The organism is Pseudomonas sp. Irchel s3h14 (genome assembly GCF_900187425.1).
GTDB lineage: Bacteria > Pseudomonadota > Gammaproteobacteria > Pseudomonadales > Pseudomonadaceae > Aquipseudomonas.
In genome coordinates this window covers 208,260-225,488 of the sequence record NZ_FYDJ01000002.1, presented here as the reverse complement: position 1 = coordinate 225,488, position 17,229 = coordinate 208,260, and the positions used below count along the sequence as shown (strand labels likewise).

Here is a 17,229-nt window from a genome sequence, read left to right as displayed (position 1 = left end):
CCGCAGACGAGTGATCATCTGCGGGCTCGGTTGTAACTTCTATGGCTTACGCCCGACGCTCATGCATTCGCGCCAGTTGCCGCTCGAGCATCGACGGATAAGGCTCCATCAGCCGCTCTACGCAACAAGCACCCTCAGGGCTTGCGATCGGTCGGATTCGTGCGCGCTGGCGGATCAGCGCGTCGTCACCGATCTTGCGCTCCACCAGCAACAGGTTGCGGCTGTGTTGCGACAGGGCCAGTGCATCCTGAGCGGTTTCAGTCAGCAGCAGATCAATCTGGCTCAGGCCGAACAGCTCGTCACCCAGTGTCAGGCCCAGCTGCAATTGCAGGGTGATGCCGCTGTCGGCGACTTCGATCTGCAACTGATGGCCCAGAGCTCGCAACAACTCACCGCAGCAGATGGCGTTGGTCAGGTAGTCGTCGCCGCTGTCTTCGGTGTGGAACAGCATCAGCGTGCTGCCATCGTTCAGGGTGTGCAGCTCACTCTGGTAGAGCGAGGCGGCTTGATCGAGGCAGTCGCGATAGCGTTTGAGCAGTTCTTCCAGACGTGTGCGGGGCAGACGACGCAGTTGATCCTGAGCGCCCAGTTGCACGGCCAGCACCGCGCTGTGCTGCGGCACGTTCGATAGTTGCGGTTTTGCTACCGGTTTCGGCGCGGTCGATGCTGATTCATCACGCAAGTCGGCAAATGCATCGTCGTCATCGTCGTCATCATCGTCTTCAACGGTGCTGACAATGCGCCGTGGCGCAGGTTTGAGGCCGGCCACAGGCTTGGTTTCATCGAAACTCGGGTCACGCAAATTACGCACTTCGAAGGTTGGCTCGTTATCGTCCGCGTCTTCGTAGTCGCTTTCGTCGTATTCAGGCTCGGGAGCGGGTTCCAGCTCGGCGGGCTCTGGCGCGAAGTCGGCGTGCAGCTGGCGAGCCAGGTCGCCGATCTCATCCTGACGCTCGGTGGCCGGGGTGTATTCGTCGATATGGCGCAGCCACACCCGCAATTGCAGCAGCGGCGTGGAGATGTGCCGACCCAGGCGCAGGCTCAAGGCCAGGGACAGCGCCAGCAGAATCGCGCTCAAAATGCCCATGCTTTGCAGGCTGATGGTCATCGGCTGCTGGAACTGATCCATGTCCAGGCTGATGCGCAGTTGCCCGGCGGTCACGTCCTGGAAAGTGATCTTGCTCTGGTACATGCCTTCGGCTTCGCCCAGCAGGCTATGCTTGGGGCGCTGACCGGCTTCGGCGAGGATGCGGTTGTCCACGCTGTAGATGGCAGCGTGAGCCACCAGCTTGTTTTTGGTCAGGTTGTTGAGCAGCACGTTGAGGCTGAGGATGTCGTTGGACACCAACAGCTCCGTGGCGGACGTGGCAGTCTGGGTGGTCAGGCTTTCACCCAGGGCATCCGCCTGCTCGTGCATGGCCTGCTTGAACTGCAAACCCATCACGCAGGCATAGATCACCAGGGCCAGAGCGACCAGGATCACGTTATGGCTGGCGATGCGCAATGCAATCGGTACACGGCGGTGGCGCAGTGCACGGAAGATCAGCAGAAAGAAGTTATCGGTTTTTACTGGCGTGGGCCGGTTCACTTGAGCTCGGCTCTTTTGTCCGTGAAGTTGACGCGCAGTATAGCGACAGGCCCTAGACCGTCAAAGCGCTCACGGTGCCCGATGGTCACTGAATGTGGGTAGAATGCGGTTTTTTTCCACCTGCGGGGGTGCGCCTTGCGCGAAATCGTCCTGATAAACATCACGGGAGTCGACCGTCCGGGTCTGACTGCGGCCATTACCGGCGTTCTGGCCCAGGGTGGTGTGAACATTCTCGACATTGGTCAGGCGGTGATCCACGACACCCTGTCGTTCGGCATCCTGGTTGAAATTCCTGACACCGAGCAAGGCAAGTCGGTGCTCAAGGACATCCTGTTCACGGCTTACAAACTCGATCAGCAGGTGCGTTTCACGCCGGTGTCCGAAGAGGATTACCAGCAGTGGGTCGGCAATCAGGGCAAAAAACGCCACATCGTGACCCTGCTGACCCGCAAAGTAACCGCCGGGCAATTGCAGGCCGTGAGTTCGATCACCGCCAAATATGGCCTGAATATCGACCACATCGATCGTCTGTCCGGGCGCATGCCGCTGGACACCCCGGCCGATCAGGGCAAGGGTTGCATTGAGTTTTCCGTTCGTGGTGAAGCGGCTGATCCGCAAGCGCTGCGGGCCGAATTCCTCAGCGTCGCTCAGGAATTGAACGTCGACATCGCCTTCCAGGAAGATTCGCTGTTCCGTCGTAACCGCCGTCTGGCGGTGTTCGACATGGACTCGACGCTGATCGAAGCCGAAGTCATCGACGAACTGGCCAAGGCTGCCGGTGTGGGCGATCAGGTGTCTGCGATCACCGAGCGGGCGATGGCCGGCGAATTGGACTTCCGCGCCAGCTTCAAGGAACGCCTGGCCTTGTTGAAAGGGCTGGACGTCAGCGTGCTGGATTCCATCGGTGCCTCCCTGCGACTGACAGAAGGTGCCGAAACCCTGTTCGCCGAGCTCAAGCGTCTGGGCTACAAAACCGCCATCCTGTCGGGCGGCTTTACCTACTTCGCCAAGCAATTGCAGGCCAAGTTGGGTATCGACTATGTGTTCGCCAACGAACTGGAAGTCGTGGACGGCAAAGTGACTGGCGTGGCGGTCGAGCCGATTGTTGATGCACAGCGCAAGGCGGATCTGCTGAAGGAGCTGGCGCACAAGGAAGGTTTGCGTCTGGAGCAGACCATTGCGGTCGGCGACGGCGCCAACGATTTGCCAATGCTGGCGATTGCCGGGTTGGGCGTCGCGTTCCGTGCCAAGCCACTGGTGAAACAGTCGGCGAAGCAGGCGATTTCCAACCTTGGGCTGGATGGCGTGCTGTATCTGCTGGGCTTCCGGGATCGCGACGGGCAACTCTGAGTCTTGTATTGGCTGACAGGGCCTCTTCGCGGGCAAGCCTCGCTCCTACAGAGGTTGCGTTGTTCAAACGGTTAACGCTGAACCTGTAGGAGCAAGGCTTGCCCGCGATGGGGGCGCCGCGGTCTTACAGATTCACCCTCAAAGCGACTTCCACAACGAATCAAAATCCTCCTCAGCGCCGCTCACCGCGGCGTTGTCGTTTCTGGCGGCCTCCAGCGAGCGATAAGCAAACTGATTAAAGCTGTTGGTGCTCGCCACCCGCCGATCCAGCCCGGCTCGGCGTTCCTGGCCGTTGGTGTTGATCAGCACTTTGCTGCCTTCCTGAAAGGGCAGGCGCGGGGCAAGCAGCGTGGCGGGCAGGTCGATGGCGCTGATCTCCGGTAGCAAAAGACCGCGAAGATATTGGCTGTGGTCATCACGGGTGCGCACCAGTTGCAGGCCGCAAGGCTCGGCGCAGGGCGCAACCTGCTCGACGCCCATCTGCGTGCCGCCGCCGCGCACCTGGCGGATCCAGCGCACCACCGCAATGCTCCAACCCTGACCGGCAGAATCCTCGATTCCGACCATCTCACCCGCCTGTAACTCGGCAGGCACAGCGCCGGGCCAGGCCAGGCAGTAACCGCCGGGGCTGTGATTGATCACTGACAGGACGTGGGTCGGGAAGTGCTGATTGCGGTCGGATGCTTCGTGGCTGTCGTCATTCTGAAGCTGCGGGTATTCGATCTCTTCGTAGGGCAATAGAGCGTCTGCATTGCCTTGGGGAGCGGCGTCGAAGGCCTGGTGCCATTGGTCCTTTTCCCGGCCGGCCACTGACGTTACCGAAAATTGTGCAGGCCGGGCGCCGTGGTTTTTCAGGATGTCGCTGAATGAGCGTTGCCCACCCAGATAAAAGTGCAGCGCGCTCATGCCTATGCACAGGGTCAACGTGCCTTGGCCGACGGTGCGCTGGAAACTGCGTTCGGCAGTCTGGCCCCAGGCGGCATGAAGGTGTTGCAACGTATCCAGGCTTAACCCTGCTGGCACGGGTAGCGGTGATGAACTGTCGTTTTTTTGCAAATGAGCTTCAATCGCCGCGACCAACGGCTGCGGATCAATCCCCAGTAGGCTCTCTTGCTGCTCGACCCGGAACTTGGTGCGGTAACGCGGTCCGGTGTCGAGGTCTGGCACGACGGCGAACAGTCCGGTGGCCGGGTTGCCGGGTTGCAGCTTGATCCATTGGCTCCAGGGCTCCAGCACCTCGGCAACCCGGGCAATCTGGTGCTGGCGCAGTTGGTTGCAGCGTGAGGCGCCCAGCAGCAAGGTGACCACGTAAGTCTGTTCGATGCTCAGGTTTTGCGTCTGGCTGGCCAGCTCATCGCGCAGGCTCGTGTGCTGGAGTCGGTGCGCGCAGGCGATCCGGTAGATTTGATGCAGCTCCAGCCACAGGCCTTCCGGCACCGGGCAATAGAGTTTGGTAGCGCGAATCAGCGGCCCGTTCAGGCAATGGATTGCCCGTTGCAGCGCCTGGGTCAGCAGCGGCGCACGGTCCTTGCTGAATTTCGGTGTGATGCGCACGACGATCTGTTTATAACCAATGGCCAAGTGACTTTGCAGCGCCTGGCAGAGGTTGGCGATCTTGCGGGAACGCTCGTCGAGGACAATCGACTGATGCAGGAAATGCTGCTCAAGGTGTTTGCAGACGTAGTACACCTCGGGCCGTAGCAGTTCGAGCAATTGCAGGCGATTGTCGCTGGGCGTGAGCAGCTGGTTGAGTTCGCTCAAGCCTTGATACAGCTGGCGAGCGGTTTCGCCGATGTTGGCTTTGGGTAGATTGGCGATCCAGCGCTTGAGATCACGCGGGGTGGCTTCACAGAACGACAGGCGTGACTGCGTCGGGATCGGGGCGCGTAGCAGGAGGTGGGGGCTGGTCTCATTCATGCCGTGGAAAAACTCCAACCGGTAAATGGGCAGTGAATGACCTGACTGTAGCAGCTATGGATTTCTACCGTTTGTCTGTCAGTCAAATGCCCTCCGGGCGTACTACTAATCTGACAGTCGTGCGACTGGATACGCACAGTCGTACGGCCTGCTGCCTACGCAGGGCAGGTCTCTTTGTAACTTCAAGGAGATGAAGTTTATGTCTAGATATGTAGTGGCAAATCAATGGGGCGGTAGTTCGGCACCCTGGCATCCGGGCGGAGACTGGGTGTTAGGCGCGCGGGACAACCAGAACGTTGTCGCGATCGAGATCAAATCGGGCGATGGCGGGAAGAGTTTCACCGGCACCATGACGTATGCGGGTGAAGGTCCCATTGGTTTCAAGGCTCAGCGCACGGGCCAGAACCAGTACAACGTTGAAAATCAGTGGGGTGGCAACGATGCCCCGTGGCATCCGGGTGGCAAATGGGTCATCGGAGGCCGGGATAATCAGAACGTTGTGGCGTTGAGCGTGACCTCCAGCGATGGAGGGAAAAACCTCAGTGGCACCAATACCTACGCCAACGAAGGGCCGATCGGCTTCCGAGGACAGATAGAGTAACGGGACCACCGAAATATCCGACCCCGCGAAGACGTTCGCGGGGTTCGGATCAGGGATCAGGCTTTTGCCAGAGCCATGCCCTGGCCCATCTGCACCGGCGAACCGGCCGCCAGTTCTTCAGCCCACTTAACTTGATCAGGCCCGAACAGCACGACAGCGGTCGAACCCAGTTTGAACCGACCCAGTTCTGCACCTTTCTCCAAATGGATCGGCGCACGGGCAGCTTCGTCGTAGCGGAAGGTTTTCAGCTCGCGTTTCGGCGGCGTGACCAGCCCGGCCCAAACGGTTTCGATCGACGCAACGATCATGGCGCCCACCAACACCACGGCCATCGGCCCGCGCTCGGTGTCGAAAATGCACGCCACACGCTCGTTGCGGGCGAACAGTTCCGGAACGTTTTCGGCGGTGGTCTGGTTGACCGAGAAGATCCGGCCCGGGATGTAGACCATCTCGCGCAGGGTGCCGGCCAGCGGCATGTGCACGCGGTGGTAGTCCTTCGGCGACAGATAAATAGTCGCGAAATCACCGCCCATGAATGGCGCTGCGTTGGCAGCGTCGCCGCCCAGCAATTCCAGCACGCTGAAGCTGTGACCCTTGGCCTGGAACACGCGACCGTGTTCGATCGGGCCAAGTTGGCTGACCGCGCCGTCGGCCGGGCTGAGGATCGCGCCTGGCGTCTCGTCCAGCGGGCGAGCGCCGTCCTTCAAGGCGCGAGTGAAGAACGCATTGAAATGCTCGTAGGCCGTCAGGTCTTCGACCAGTGCCTGCGACATGTCCACTTGATAACGCTTGGCGAACCAGGCGGTGAAGGCGTTCTTGAACCAGCGCACGCGGCATTCGGCAATGCAGCCGGCCAGTCGCGACAGCAGGTGATGGGGCAGCAGGTATTGGCTGAGGATAAACAAACGCTTATTCATTAACTGTCCTTAAAAACCTTAAATCTCTACGGGCGTATCGGGGTGGTTGCCCCATTCGCCCCAGGAACCGGCGTAGCCTTTGACCCGCGGATAACCGAGGGATTTGGCCACCAGATAGGTGAAGCCAGAACGGTGGTGAGTCTGGCAGTGGGTAATCACTTCTTTGTCTTTGCTGATCCCGAGTTTTTCCAGGATCTGCGGCATGTCGGTACGGATGCGCAGGTTGCGCGTCTGATCCATGCCCGCGGTCCATTCGAAATTGACCGCGCCGGGAATGTGCCCGGCCTTGGCCGCCAGGACTTTCTCGCCGGAGTACTCCAGCGGCCCGCGTGCGTCCCAGATCGCCAGGTCGGCGGCACCGAGACGGCTTTGCAGGTACTCGCGGGTGGCAGTGGGTTCGTCGTGCAAGGTCAACGCAACCGGCCCGCCGACCGCTGCCGGGATCTGGATCGACATGGGCAAACCTTCTGCCAGCCAGGCCTTCAGGCCGCCGTCGACATAGTGGTACTTGCTGTGGCCGATGACATCCAGCAGCCAGATAAAGCGCCCGGCCCAACCGCCGCCCTCGTCGTCATAGACCACGTAGACCGCGTTTTTGTTGTGTCCCAGTTCACCGAACAACGCTTCGAGTGCCGCTTGCGGCGGCATCAGTCCCGGCGCAGGCGCCTGACCGAGTTGCGTGCGTTTCGGATCGACAAAACGCGCACCAGGGATATGCCCTTCGGCATAGCGGGCGCTGCTGGTCAGGTCCACCAGAATCAGTTCGCGGGAGTCGAGACGGGCGAGCAAGTCGCTCGGCTCGATCACCAGCGGCAAGCCAGAGAAGTCAGACATGTGAGGTCTCCAGAACACAAAGGGGAGGATTGTATCGCAGCGTCATTGGCCGCGGTGACTAAAGCTGTGCAGCGCTTTCTCGATGCATTGCGCGGTTTTGCCGAAGGCTTGCACGGTGATTTCCGAGAACGGCCCGCCGCCCTGATCCGCCACCACAATCATGATCACCCGACCATTATTGACCAGTGAGCGCAACAGCAAGTGTTCGCCGCCGAACTGTGAGCGCAGGCTGGCCGGCAACAGGGTCGAAAATTGTGCGTTGTTGGCCGGCGTCAGGCGTACCTGGGCTTGCTGCGAGAGCAGGCGTTGCAGCACGGTGCTCTGGCTGACGGCGAAGTTCAGACCGGCCACTTCTTTTGGCAGCCCGGCCGTCTGGTGCACTCGCAGATTGTCATGGGTACGGTCGGCCATCAGGATCATCACCCGACGCATGCCGCACGCGACCAAAGCGTCCCGGGCAGACGTGGTCAAGTGCATGGCATTGGTGAAGCGACTCGGCTCGACCAGCAACTCGGCACACTGTCTGCGCCATTTCGCCAGGTCTTCGGCAGTCGGTGCCGGGGCCGGCAGCAATCCGGCGTGGACACGGTTCATGCCCCACGGCCAGATCAGCGACACGGCCGGGTGCCAAAGGTCTGGCATTGCATGATGACGGGCGCTGTTGGCGGCCTGTTGGTGCAACTGCTGCTGCACTTCGTCCATCGGTATTTGCAGGTAAAGGCTGGTCAGATACTGCCAGCGTTCACTGTGCGGACTGTCCCAGGCCTGTTGTGCCGACAGCGCCAGTCCGTTGGCCAGCAGCACCGTGTTGGCCGGTTGATTGAGCCAGCGGCGCAGGGTCGGATCGTCATCGAGGCGGTTCTGCTGGCGCAATGGATGATCGCTGTCGCGCGCGATGCGCAGCACTTTCACCAGCTCACGTTGCTCGTTGAGCAGCAGCCGATAACCCTGTTGCACCCAGATCGGCAGGCGCCAGATGTCCACGAGCGCCAGGCAGATATCCAGCAGACGAGCGCCGAACAATTGCTTTTCAACTTTGCGTGCCGACTCGCCTTTATGGATGACCCGCAGCTCCCACTCTTCGAGCAACTGCGGGTGAGTCAATGCCATCGGCCAGAGCGGCGAGAGAAACAGCAGGCTGCCCCAGTGGATGTCCTGCCACAGCCGCGCCAGGCGACTGGCGAAAAAACCGTTGGCCTGTTGGGTCGCGTGCTGGCTGATCAGTTGTAGCTGACGCAGGGCCACCGGAATTTCTAACTGAGGTTCGGCGGGCAGGCGGGCGAGCAGTTCTTCGGTGCGCTTCAAACCGAGGCGATTGATCGCCACCTCAAGGTTTTCCGCAGGCTCGGTCATGCTGCCATGGGTGTGGCGATTGGCTTCGCGAATCACGCTCAAGGCCAGCGCCGGGCTGTCCTGTATCAGTTCGGCAATATCGCGCAAAGAGCTGCGACTGTTGGCGATGGCCTTGCAGACACGGTCATGACTGGCTTGCGGAACCGGCAGGCGCACGCCATCGAGAAGCTTGACCCAGCCTTCGAGAGTGGTTGGTTTTGGAGTTGGAACGTTCGTTTCGTTAGCCATGGTTGGACGCGATCATCGTCTGCATTACCTATGCCCGGAGCGGGCCAAATTGGCTTTTCGCCTGAACTGGCTATAGTCTGGCGCAGTTTTGCCGATAAGTAGAAGAAGAGATTTTTTAACTTCCGAATATGACCTTGAACCCGACTCAGTAAGTGCTCTCCTACCTATGGCTAAAATTATCGGCATCATCGTCGTATTCGCGAGCGTGCTCGGCGGATACGTGCTCTCCCACGGCAAGATTGCCGCCCTGATTCAGCCCTTCGAGGTGTTGATTATCGGTGGCGCGGCCCTCGGTGCATTCCTCCAGGCCAACCCTAGTTACATGACCATGCACGTACTCAAGAAATCCTTGGGCATGTTCACTTCGCGTTTCAGCCACACGTTCTATCTGGAAGTGCTGGGCCTGATCTACGAGATCCTCAACAAGAGCCGCCGCGAAGGCATGATGGCTATCGAGGGCGACATTGAAGATGCCGCTGCGAGCCCGATTTTCGCCAAGTACCCGGCTGTGCTCAAGGACGAACGCATGACCGCGTTCATCTGCGATTACCTGCGCATCATGTCCTCCGGCAACATGGCTCCCCATGAGCTTGAAGGCCTGTTCGACATGGAGCTTTACAGCCTCAAGGAAGACCTCGAGCATCCATCCCACGCGGTGAACGGCATTGCCGACGCCATGCCTGGTTTCGGTATCGTCGCGGCGGTACTCGGTATCGTGGTGACCATGGCTTCCCTGGGTGAAGGCGATCAGAAATCCATCGGCCTGCACGTCGGTGCGGCACTCGTCGGTACCTTCTTCGGTATTCTCGCGGCGTACGGTTTCTTCGGTCCGCTGGCCCATTCCCTGGCCCACGATGCCAAGGAAGAACTCAACGTCTACGAAGCCATCAAGGCCTCGCTGGTGGCTTCGGCTTCCGGCATGCCGCCATCGCTGGCGGTGGAATTCGGCCGCAAGGTTCTGTACCCGGCGCACCGTCCTAGCTTCGCTGAGCTGGAACAAGCGGTTCGCGGTCGCTAAGTCATGGAAAATAACCAGCCGATAATCATCAAGCGCGTCAAGCGCATCGCCGGTGGGCATCACGGGGGCGCCTGGAAAATCGCCTTCGCGGACTTCGCGACGGCGATGATGGCGTTCTTCCTTGTGCTGTGGCTGCTGTCCACCGCAACGCCTGAACAGAAGATCGCCATCGCCGGTTACTTCAAGGACCCGGTCGGTTTTTCCGAAAGCGGCACGCCGTACATCATCGACCTGGGCGGCACGCCGACCCTGGCGCCGGAGAACACCCTCAACCCCGAGGTGAAATCTCAGCCGCAGCCAGACAAGGTGACCATCGACGCCGAGCAGGTTGAAGGCATGGCCGAGCAGGTCGAGAAGGAGCGTCTCGAGCTGTTGCTGCAAGAACTGCAGAACAAGGTCGAAGAGAACCCGCAACTCAAGAAATTCAAAGACCAGATCCTGTTCGAGATCACGCCGGACGGTTTGCGCATCCAGATCGTGGACGCCGAAAACCGGCCGATGTTCGACTCCGGCAGTGCCCGTCTGAAGCCGTACTTCGAAGACATCCTGCTGGCCATGGCTGACACCATTAAAGCGGTGCCGAACAAGATCAGCATCAGCGGCCACACCGATGCCAAGCCGTACTCGGGCACGGGTGATTTCGGTAACTGGGAGCTCTCGGCCAACCGTGCCAACGCGGCACGTCGTGCGCTGATCGCTGGCAGCTATCCGGATGCACAGGTGGCGCGGGTCGTCGGTTATGCCTCGTCAGCACTGTTCGATCGCGAGAACCCGTTCAATCCGGTCAACCGCCGTATCGACATCGTGGTACTGACCAAGAAAGCCCAGCGTGCCATCGAAGGTTCGCAAGGTGCGGAACCGGCGCCAGAGCAAACGCCAACGCAAGGGCAGGGCGGCCCGGGCGAAGTGCCCGTCACGCCAGCCGATCCGAATGCGTTGCCGGCGGATAAGGAACCGTTGCCGGCGCATGAGCTTCGCGAGCGTTTGAACCTGTTCGAAGATCCTGCGCCGAAACCGGCGGAACCGCCGAAGCAGTGACCCATAAAAGAGCCGACAGCGATGTCGGCTTTTTTGTGCCTGCAAGAATGTATTTAGATCTACCTGATCGCGGTAAAAATCAAGGAATGAGGGCATGTCCGAGAAAGGTGTAGGAAGTATCCGAGACGTATAAACCGGGTTTTTCTTCGCTTAAGGCTCGCCTATAGTTTGTCCGTCGCCGACGAATCGGTGATCGACTTTAGCCAGTCGAACCACAGATGAAATCTCTCGAAATTATCCGGAGTTTTGACCCATGGCTAAATACCATCCGCTCCAAGGCAACTTTAGCGTCGGCCCGACGCTATACATCGACACTGAAGCCCGTGCTTCCGACCTTCTTGAAACCGCCGTCCACCGACTCAAAGCCGCACGTAATCTGCTTAACAGCGTCACTTGCCTGTGCGTGAAGGATGCCGAAGGTCATGATCTAGAGCATTTCGCCAATGCTGCTCACATATTGATACAGGATGGCTGCGACGCCTTGGATGCGCTGGGCTGGAGGCTGGAAAAAGAAGCACGCTGAAGATTGGAAAGCCGCGGTATTCGCGGCTTTTTTGTCACACATGTCTAGTCCTGAAATAGGTTTACACCTGTTTCACCCTAACGCTCGATGCATCGCATCGGGCGTTTGTATTTTAAGGACGGTTGTCTCTGCTTTAATTGGGGCGCCAGTGCCTGGCTGCAGTTGATGAGAAGTCCTCAACCCTTACAATCGCCCACAACACGCCCCCTATCGGTTGAAGTGCTTCGGTGCTGAGACCGCTTAGGGGGTTTTTATTGCCTAGGATTTTTCCGTCTTGCCGGTCGCGTTTCTGTCAGTCTTGGTCATTTTCATCCGTCCAGGCCCAGAAGAATCAGATTCGGGAAGCCATCTTCCAGCTGGGAGCATCAGTTGGCCTGCCATGCGCTTGGGGTGTGGACAGGGCCGATGAGTCAGGATTCAGGGTTGCTTTCTTTTGCGCGGTATCATAATTTCATACCATGAATAACAAACAGCTCAGCACCCTGAAAGCAGTATTCTCAAGGCCGACCCCTGCCGCGCTGGAGTGGGCCCGTATCGAGTCATTATTCGGTACCGCTGGCGCCAAGACCATTGAAGGCAATGGGTCCCGGGTGCGCTTTGAGCTGAACGGTGTGGTCGCCACCTTTCACCGACCACACCCGGACAAAGAAGCAAAGCCCTACCAGGTTCGTGATGCTCGGGCTTTCCTTGAACAAGCAGGAGTCACCCCATGAGCGTAATGAATTACAAAGGCTATGCCGCCCGAATTGAATACAGCGAGGAAGATGGCCTGTTTGTCGGCCATATTGCTGGTATCAGAGATATTGTTGGGTTTCATGGCGAGTCAGTACAGGAGCTTCGAGATGCATTTGAAGAGGCCGTCACTGATTATCTGGAGACTTGCACCAAGCTCGGGCGCACACCGCAGAAGCCCTATTCTGGCCACCTCAGTCTGCGTTTAGCGCCGGCACTCCACGCAACTGTCGCCGTAAAAGCGCAGCTAGCCCACAAGAGTATCAATCAGTGGGTAGCTGACGTTCTTGATCGTGAGGTGCATGCCTGACCACTGCCATTGCACCTTCCTGAAAAGAAGCCAGAAGGTGTAAACCTTGTTCAGGGCGAGACACGAGACAAAATACAAAAAAAGCCGCGATCATCGCGGCTTTTTTTTGCACCTGTCAGAAACCGCGTCGGATGCGGTTCTTGAGTTGATCGTGGAACAGGTCTGCATTTCCTTTGTAGATGCCGCGAACCGACTCACTGATCGATTCCAGTCCCATCGAGCGTTTGGTTATCACCTCCTCACGATAAGCATCAATGAAAAAATTGATGTCCGTATCGCCGCTCAGTTTCGGCCATTTGTCGAGGTACAACGGTAAAGCGCTGGGGCCAACCTGATACGAGCAGATGCGGCGATTGCTGATCGTCGCTTCTCCGATTTCGAACGGCACCCACCAGGACTGTGCGGTGTTCTCCGAAATCACGGCGAGCAAGTGCGTGCACGCGGTGATGTTGCGGGTGATGACCCCGGTGATGTCGTCAGTGGTTTGTGATTCCGGATCCAGCACGTCGAAGTACGTCTTGATGTTGGCCTGAATCAGACGGGTGTTGATGGCGATGGCGTGGGGCCGATCGCTATGGCGGTAGCTGATAAACACAGGCATCAGAAATGTCCCTTGATCGCGAGCTCGCGGTAATAGGCGCCGAGGGCGGTGAGGCGGCAACCGGTGGAATGGATGGCCGCGTAGTACATGTGCTCGGCGTCCACCGGTTCGATCAGGCTGTGGCGGTTGCACTTTTGCAGTTGGGCGAAGATTTCGCCGTGCTCCGGGTCGAACGTGGCTTCGGTAGGTTCGTAGCTCGGGTCGAGGGCGAACATTGATTCCGCCTCTTCGAACCAATCAGGCAGTTTGCGCAGAATTTCTTTGGGGATCAGCGGCGAGACTTCTCGCAATGAAATGAACTGTGACACATTGGTCTTGAAAACAGGTCGTTGTTCCCAGGCATCGAGCGCGTTGTCGACAAAGGAATAGAGGCTGCCGGGGGTGATTTTCCCCAATATATTTGCGGCGCCGCCGTGCAGGGCTTGCAGCAACAGCCCCGTGAAAACCCCGTGGTTGGCGCCTTCCATTGCCGGCTCTTCCTTTTTGCACGCGGTGAGGATGGTCATGCCTTCGCACACCATGCTGCTTTCGCTGCGTAGCGCCCGCACTTCGCCCGCCGAGCCCGCCTGGCAGCAGTCGAGAATAATCACTTTGTTTTTGATTTTTACAGCTTTGGTCGCCCAATTCAGGATGTCGCTGATGCGAATTCCATCTTTGGGGGATTTGTAGTCCTGGGGGATCAGCATGCCTTCGTCCGTGTCGACGTCGAAGTTGCCGTGACCGGCGAAGTACAGCAGTGCAACGCTGCAATCGCCTGAAAACAATTCCTGGATATGCCCTTCGAGCTTTTCACGGCTCAGATAATCTTCGGCGGAGGTCAGGACCAGGTTCTTGAAATTCGGATCGCCATTGGCGTCGGTTTTCAGCACCGAAGCCATGGCCATCGCGTCGTTGTTGCAGCCACTCAATTGCGAAACATGGCTGTAGTTATTAATGCCGATGAACAATCCCTTGCGCATGGTTCAGCCCGCCGCGTGAGTGCGAATGGCACTGATGATGCTGTTGGTGTTCCACGCGCACTCTGCGTGTGCTGCCCGGCGCACCACGGTAGAAATTCGCTCCGCACCAAACGGCTTCACCGCAATGATCACCTTGCCCATACGCCTGGCGATCTCGATTTCCTTGTTGATCCACTTGCTGTAGGTCGAATACATCCCCGCCATGATCAGCACTGCCGAGCAGAGCCGAATCTTGTTTTCGATGGCTTCTTCAAGTTGCTTGTCGGTTTTCGCGCCGATGATCGGGTTGTCCGGTGGCACCGAAAAATTCTTGAACGTGAAGCCGGGTTTCGCGTTGAGCAGGCGGACCAGATTGTCGTGGGCGTCTGAGTAGTTCCACGAGTGGCTGATGAACAAATGATAGGTTTGCATGGGTGTCCCTCGGTATCGCCAATGTGCGAAGAGGGCTTGAATGTATGCACTTGAGTGGTCGCAACAAGACCTGCACTGATAAAGAGAATTCCCTTACAAACAGGCGTGCAAGAGCCTTACAGAAGTCTCTGACGTTTAAAGGGTGAGGATATTTGTAGGATGCTACAAGCGGCGCGCCGCCCCGTCAGTGTCGAGGCAGCGGGCGCGTCTGTTTAGTAGCTGGTTTCCGGCAGGCTGGCGATGATTGAGCGATAGCTGTTCATCCGTTGCTGCTGCACGCGACCCTCTTCCAGTGCCTTGAGCAAGGCGCAACCCGGCTCGCGGTCGTGCTTGCAGTCGCGGAAGCGGCAGGTGCCGATCAAGTCGTTGAACTCGATGAAACCGGCTTCGACGTCGGCACGGCTGACGTGGCCCAGGCCGAATTCGCGGATGCCCGGGGAGTCGATCAGCTCACCGCCACCGGGGAAGTGGAACAACCGCGCGGTAGTGGTGGTGTGAGTGCCCTGGCCGGACAACTCGGACAGCGGGCCGACACGGGCTTCGACTTCAGGCAACAGGCTGTTGACCAGCGAAGACTTGCCGACGCCGGACTGGCCGACGAACACGCTGATGCGCCCGTCCAGTTGTTTTTGGAGTTGCTCCATGCCATTGCCGTGGTGCGCCGAGACTTCCAGCACCGGATAACCCAGGGTGCGGTAAACGGCCAGTAAGGCATTCAACGCCGGGGCGTTCTGCTCGTCGATCAGGTCGAACTTGTTGAGCAACAGCAGCGGACGAATCCCTGCGTGCTCAGCAGCGACCAGATAGCGGTCGATCAAGTTGGCATGGGGTTCGGGCAGCGGCGCGAAGACAATGACGATCATGTCGACGTTGGCGGCTACAGGTTTGAGCTGACCACGGCTGTCCGGACGGCAGAGTTCGGTTTTACGCGGCAGTTGCGCCACGATCACACCGATGCCCTGGTTGCCGGCACGCCAGACCACCTGATCGCCGGTCACCAGCGCCGGCAGGTTGGCGCGCAAGTGACAGCGGAACACCTGGCCGGCCAAATCACCATCGAGGGCTTCGACTTCGACCTGCACACCGAAGTGCGCGATCACCAGGCCCGTCTGTTCCGGACCCAGATCGCCACCCTCAAGTGCCTCGACAGCCGAGGACTCGCGTTTGGCGGCGCGGGCAGCGCGTTCGCCCTGAATCTTTTCGATGCGCCAGTTTTGACGACGATTGAGTTGGCGTTTGGCCATGGGTGTTCCGTATCAAGAATGCAGCGATTAGGTAAAACGGCCGCGAGTTTAGCACGCCCGGCTGCCGCCCTAGGCTAAACTGCGCAGCATTGCCTAGGAGCCGACACATGCAAAACCCGCAGAATCTGATCTGGATCGACCTGGAAATGACCGGTCTGAACCCTGATACCGACGTCATCATCGAAATGGCCACCATCGTCACCGACAGTGACCTGAACACCTTGGCCGAAGGTCCGGTGATCGCCATCCATCACAGCGACGAAATCCTCGCCGGCATGGACGAGTGGAACACCCGTCAACACGGCGGCTCCGGGCTGACCCAGCGCGTTCGCGACAGCCGTATCAGCATGGCCGAGGCTGAAGCCGAAACCATCGCTTTCCTGGAAAAATGGGTGCCGAAGGGCAAGTCGCCGATCTGCGGCAACAGCATCTGCCAGGACCGTCGCTTCCTTTATACCCACATGAAATCGCTGGAAAGCTTCTTCCACTACCGCAACCTCGACGTCTCGACGCTGAAAGAGTTGGCCGCACGCTGGGCGCCGGACGTGCGTGACAGCTTCAAAAAGGGCAGCACTCACCTGGCCCTGGACGACATCCGCGAATCGATCGCCGAGCTGCAGCATTACCGCAAGCATTTCATCAAGTTCTGATCCGGCAGCGTCTGCACTGACGCCTTCGCGGGCAAGCCTCGCTCCTACAGGGGATGCGCGAACTCTGTAGGAGCGAGGCTTGCCCGCGAAGAAGTCGACTCGGTCTACCTGCGTGAACGCCCCCTTTTGGTGCTGCGACTAAATGGCTAGACTGCGCGCCTTCCTGCAAGGACCGCCGCCATGTTGCTGATGCTCTACCTGATCGCCATTACCGCCGAAGCCATGACCGGTGCCCTGTCTGCCGGTCGTCGCGGGATGGACTGGTTTGGCGTGGTGCTGATCGCCTGCGTCACGGCGTTGGGTGGGGGTTCGGTGCGTGACGTGCTGCTCGGTCACTACCCGCTGACGTGGGTCAAACACCCGGAATACCTGGTGTTGACCTCGGTGGCGGCGATGTTCACGGTGTTCGCTGCACGCTGGATGCGCCACCTGCGCTCGCTGTTTCTGGTGCTCGACGCCGTGGGCCTGGTGGCGTTCACCCTGATCGGTTGCATGACTGCGCTGGAAATGGGCCACGGCATGCTGGTGGCTTCGGTCAGTGGCGTAATCACCGGGGTGTTCGGCGGCATCCTGCGCGACATCTTCTGTAACGACATCCCGCTGATCTTCCGCCGCGAGCTCTACGCCAGCGTCTCGTTCGCAGCGGCGTGGTGCTACATGCTCTGCATCTACCTGCAATTGCCGGGTGAACAGGCGATTCTCATCACCTTGTTTGGTGGCTTCCTGTTGCGGTTACTGGCGATCCGGTTTCATTGGGAAATGCCGAAGTTCGTTTACAACGACGAAGCCTGAGTTGCTCTGCCTCGTTCTACTTTGCGCCCGAACTTTTGCGGGAGGATGAGTGCTGCAAGATATCTCCGGAAATCAGGAATGCCGAAATAAATTGACCCACATCACCGGTCTATTTAAATCGTGCGTGCTGTAGCGCATTCGATTGCTGAAGTACTTTGTTTGT

Annotated in this window: 18 protein-coding genes; 9 read left to right on the top strand and 9 right to left on the bottom strand. The window is 58.9% G+C overall.

Annotation, left to right across the window (positions count from 1 at the left end; translation table 11 throughout):
- Positions 1-46: 46 nt before the first annotated feature.
- Positions 47-1,588: an AhpA/YtjB family protein gene (locus tag CKW16_RS04680; protein ID WP_095127417.1), complete on the bottom strand. Its 1,542-nt coding sequence runs from the start codon at positions 1,586-1,588 to the stop codon at positions 47-49.
- Between the two features lie 135 nt (positions 1,589-1,723).
- On the opposite strand from CKW16_RS04680, the gene serB reads away from it, so the two are divergent.
- Positions 1,724-2,938, top strand: a complete 1,215-nt coding sequence (serB, locus tag CKW16_RS04675) for a phosphoserine phosphatase SerB (RefSeq protein ID WP_095127416.1) — start codon at positions 1,724-1,726, stop codon at positions 2,936-2,938.
- Positions 2,939-3,076: 138 nt separating this feature from the next.
- Here the strand turns inward: serB and CKW16_RS04670 are convergent, their stop codons facing one another.
- Positions 3,077-4,855: a molecular chaperone gene (locus CKW16_RS04670; RefSeq protein WP_095127415.1), complete on the bottom strand. Its 1,779-nt coding sequence runs from the start codon at positions 4,853-4,855 to the stop codon at positions 3,077-3,079.
- Positions 4,856-5,054: 199 nt separating this feature from the next.
- On the opposite strand from CKW16_RS04670, the gene CKW16_RS04665 reads away from it, so the two are divergent.
- Positions 5,055-5,456 carry a lectin OAA gene (locus CKW16_RS04665; RefSeq protein ID WP_095127414.1) on the top strand — a complete coding sequence of 134 codons (402 nt, stop codon included), beginning with the start codon at positions 5,055-5,057 and terminating at the stop codon, positions 5,454-5,456.
- A 56-nt stretch (positions 5,457-5,512) separates the two neighbouring features.
- Here the strand turns inward: CKW16_RS04665 and asd are convergent, their stop codons facing one another.
- From asd to CKW16_RS04650, 3 genes are read right to left on the bottom strand one after another with little or no spacing between them, the layout of a single operon-like run.
- Positions 5,513-6,373: an archaetidylserine decarboxylase gene (gene asd, locus CKW16_RS04660; RefSeq protein ID WP_095127413.1), complete on the bottom strand. Its 861-nt coding sequence runs from the start codon at positions 6,371-6,373 to the stop codon at positions 5,513-5,515.
- A gap of 18 nt (positions 6,374-6,391) precedes the next feature.
- The gene (locus CKW16_RS04655) at positions 6,392-7,207 is read right to left on the bottom strand and encodes a rhodanese-like domain-containing protein (protein WP_095127412.1); all 816 of its coding nucleotides are present in this window, start codon (positions 7,205-7,207) and stop codon (positions 6,392-6,394) included.
- Positions 7,208-7,249: 42 nt separating this feature from the next.
- Positions 7,250-8,788 carry an HDOD domain-containing protein gene (locus tag CKW16_RS04650; RefSeq protein WP_095127411.1) on the bottom strand — a complete coding sequence of 513 codons (1,539 nt, stop codon included), beginning with the start codon at positions 8,786-8,788 and terminating at the stop codon, positions 7,250-7,252.
- A 166-nt stretch (positions 8,789-8,954) separates the two neighbouring features.
- On the opposite strand from CKW16_RS04650, the gene motA reads away from it, so the two are divergent.
- From motA to CKW16_RS04625, 5 genes are all read left to right on the top strand, one after another.
- The gene (gene motA / locus CKW16_RS04645; RefSeq protein ID WP_074873180.1) at positions 8,955-9,806 is read left to right on the top strand and encodes a flagellar motor stator protein MotA; all 852 of its coding nucleotides are present in this window, start codon (positions 8,955-8,957) and stop codon (positions 9,804-9,806) included.
- 3 nt (positions 9,807-9,809) lie between these two features.
- Positions 9,810-10,844 (top strand): flagellar motor protein MotB, encoded by a 1,035-nt coding sequence (gene motB, locus CKW16_RS04640; RefSeq protein WP_095127410.1) that lies wholly within the window; start codon positions 9,810-9,812, stop codon positions 10,842-10,844.
- Positions 10,845-11,097: 253 nt separating this feature from the next.
- Positions 11,098-11,367: a hypothetical protein gene (locus CKW16_RS04635; RefSeq protein WP_095127409.1), complete on the top strand. Its 270-nt coding sequence runs from the start codon at positions 11,098-11,100 to the stop codon at positions 11,365-11,367.
- A 458-nt stretch (positions 11,368-11,825) separates the two neighbouring features.
- Positions 11,826-12,080 carry a type II toxin-antitoxin system HicA family toxin gene (locus CKW16_RS04630; protein WP_095127408.1) on the top strand — a complete coding sequence of 85 codons (255 nt, stop codon included), beginning with the start codon at positions 11,826-11,828 and terminating at the stop codon, positions 12,078-12,080.
- Complete coding sequence (locus CKW16_RS04625) at positions 12,077-12,409, top strand: type II toxin-antitoxin system HicB family antitoxin (protein WP_095127407.1); 333 nt, start codon at positions 12,077-12,079, stop codon at positions 12,407-12,409. The genes CKW16_RS04630 and CKW16_RS04625 overlap by 4 nt, the downstream gene beginning before the upstream one ends.
- Before the next feature lie 115 nt (positions 12,410-12,524).
- On the opposite strand, the gene CKW16_RS04620 is transcribed toward CKW16_RS04625, so the two are convergent.
- The 4 genes from CKW16_RS04620 to rsgA all read right to left on the bottom strand — a co-directional run bounded on the left by CKW16_RS04620 (position 12,525) and on the right by rsgA (position 15,624).
- On the bottom strand, positions 12,525-13,010 hold the full coding sequence (locus tag CKW16_RS04620) for a toll/interleukin-1 receptor domain-containing protein (RefSeq protein ID WP_095127406.1): 486 nt from the start codon (positions 13,008-13,010) through the stop codon (positions 12,525-12,527).
- On the bottom strand, positions 13,010-13,969 hold the full coding sequence (locus tag CKW16_RS04615; RefSeq protein WP_095127405.1) for a caspase family protein: 960 nt from the start codon (positions 13,967-13,969) through the stop codon (positions 13,010-13,012). Before CKW16_RS04615 ends, CKW16_RS04620 begins: the two co-directional genes overlap by 1 nt.
- Before the next feature lie 3 nt (positions 13,970-13,972).
- On the bottom strand, positions 13,973-14,380 hold the full coding sequence (locus CKW16_RS04610; protein WP_095127404.1) for a TIR domain-containing protein: 408 nt from the start codon (positions 14,378-14,380) through the stop codon (positions 13,973-13,975).
- Between the two features lie 212 nt (positions 14,381-14,592).
- Entirely contained in the window at positions 14,593-15,624 is a 1,032-nt protein-coding gene (gene rsgA, locus CKW16_RS04605) for a small ribosomal subunit biogenesis GTPase RsgA (RefSeq protein WP_046056847.1), read from the bottom strand.
- A 107-nt stretch (positions 15,625-15,731) separates the two neighbouring features.
- On the opposite strand from rsgA, the gene orn reads away from it, so the two are divergent.
- Together orn and CKW16_RS04595 are read left to right on the top strand one after the other, a co-directional pair.
- Positions 15,732-16,274 (top strand): oligoribonuclease, encoded by a 543-nt coding sequence (orn, locus tag CKW16_RS04600; protein ID WP_008035288.1) that lies wholly within the window; start codon positions 15,732-15,734, stop codon positions 16,272-16,274.
- Between the two features lie 180 nt (positions 16,275-16,454).
- The gene (locus CKW16_RS04595) at positions 16,455-17,066 is read left to right on the top strand and encodes a trimeric intracellular cation channel family protein (RefSeq protein ID WP_008153267.1); all 612 of its coding nucleotides are present in this window, start codon (positions 16,455-16,457) and stop codon (positions 17,064-17,066) included.
- The last annotated feature ends 163 nt before the right edge of the window (positions 17,067-17,229 follow it).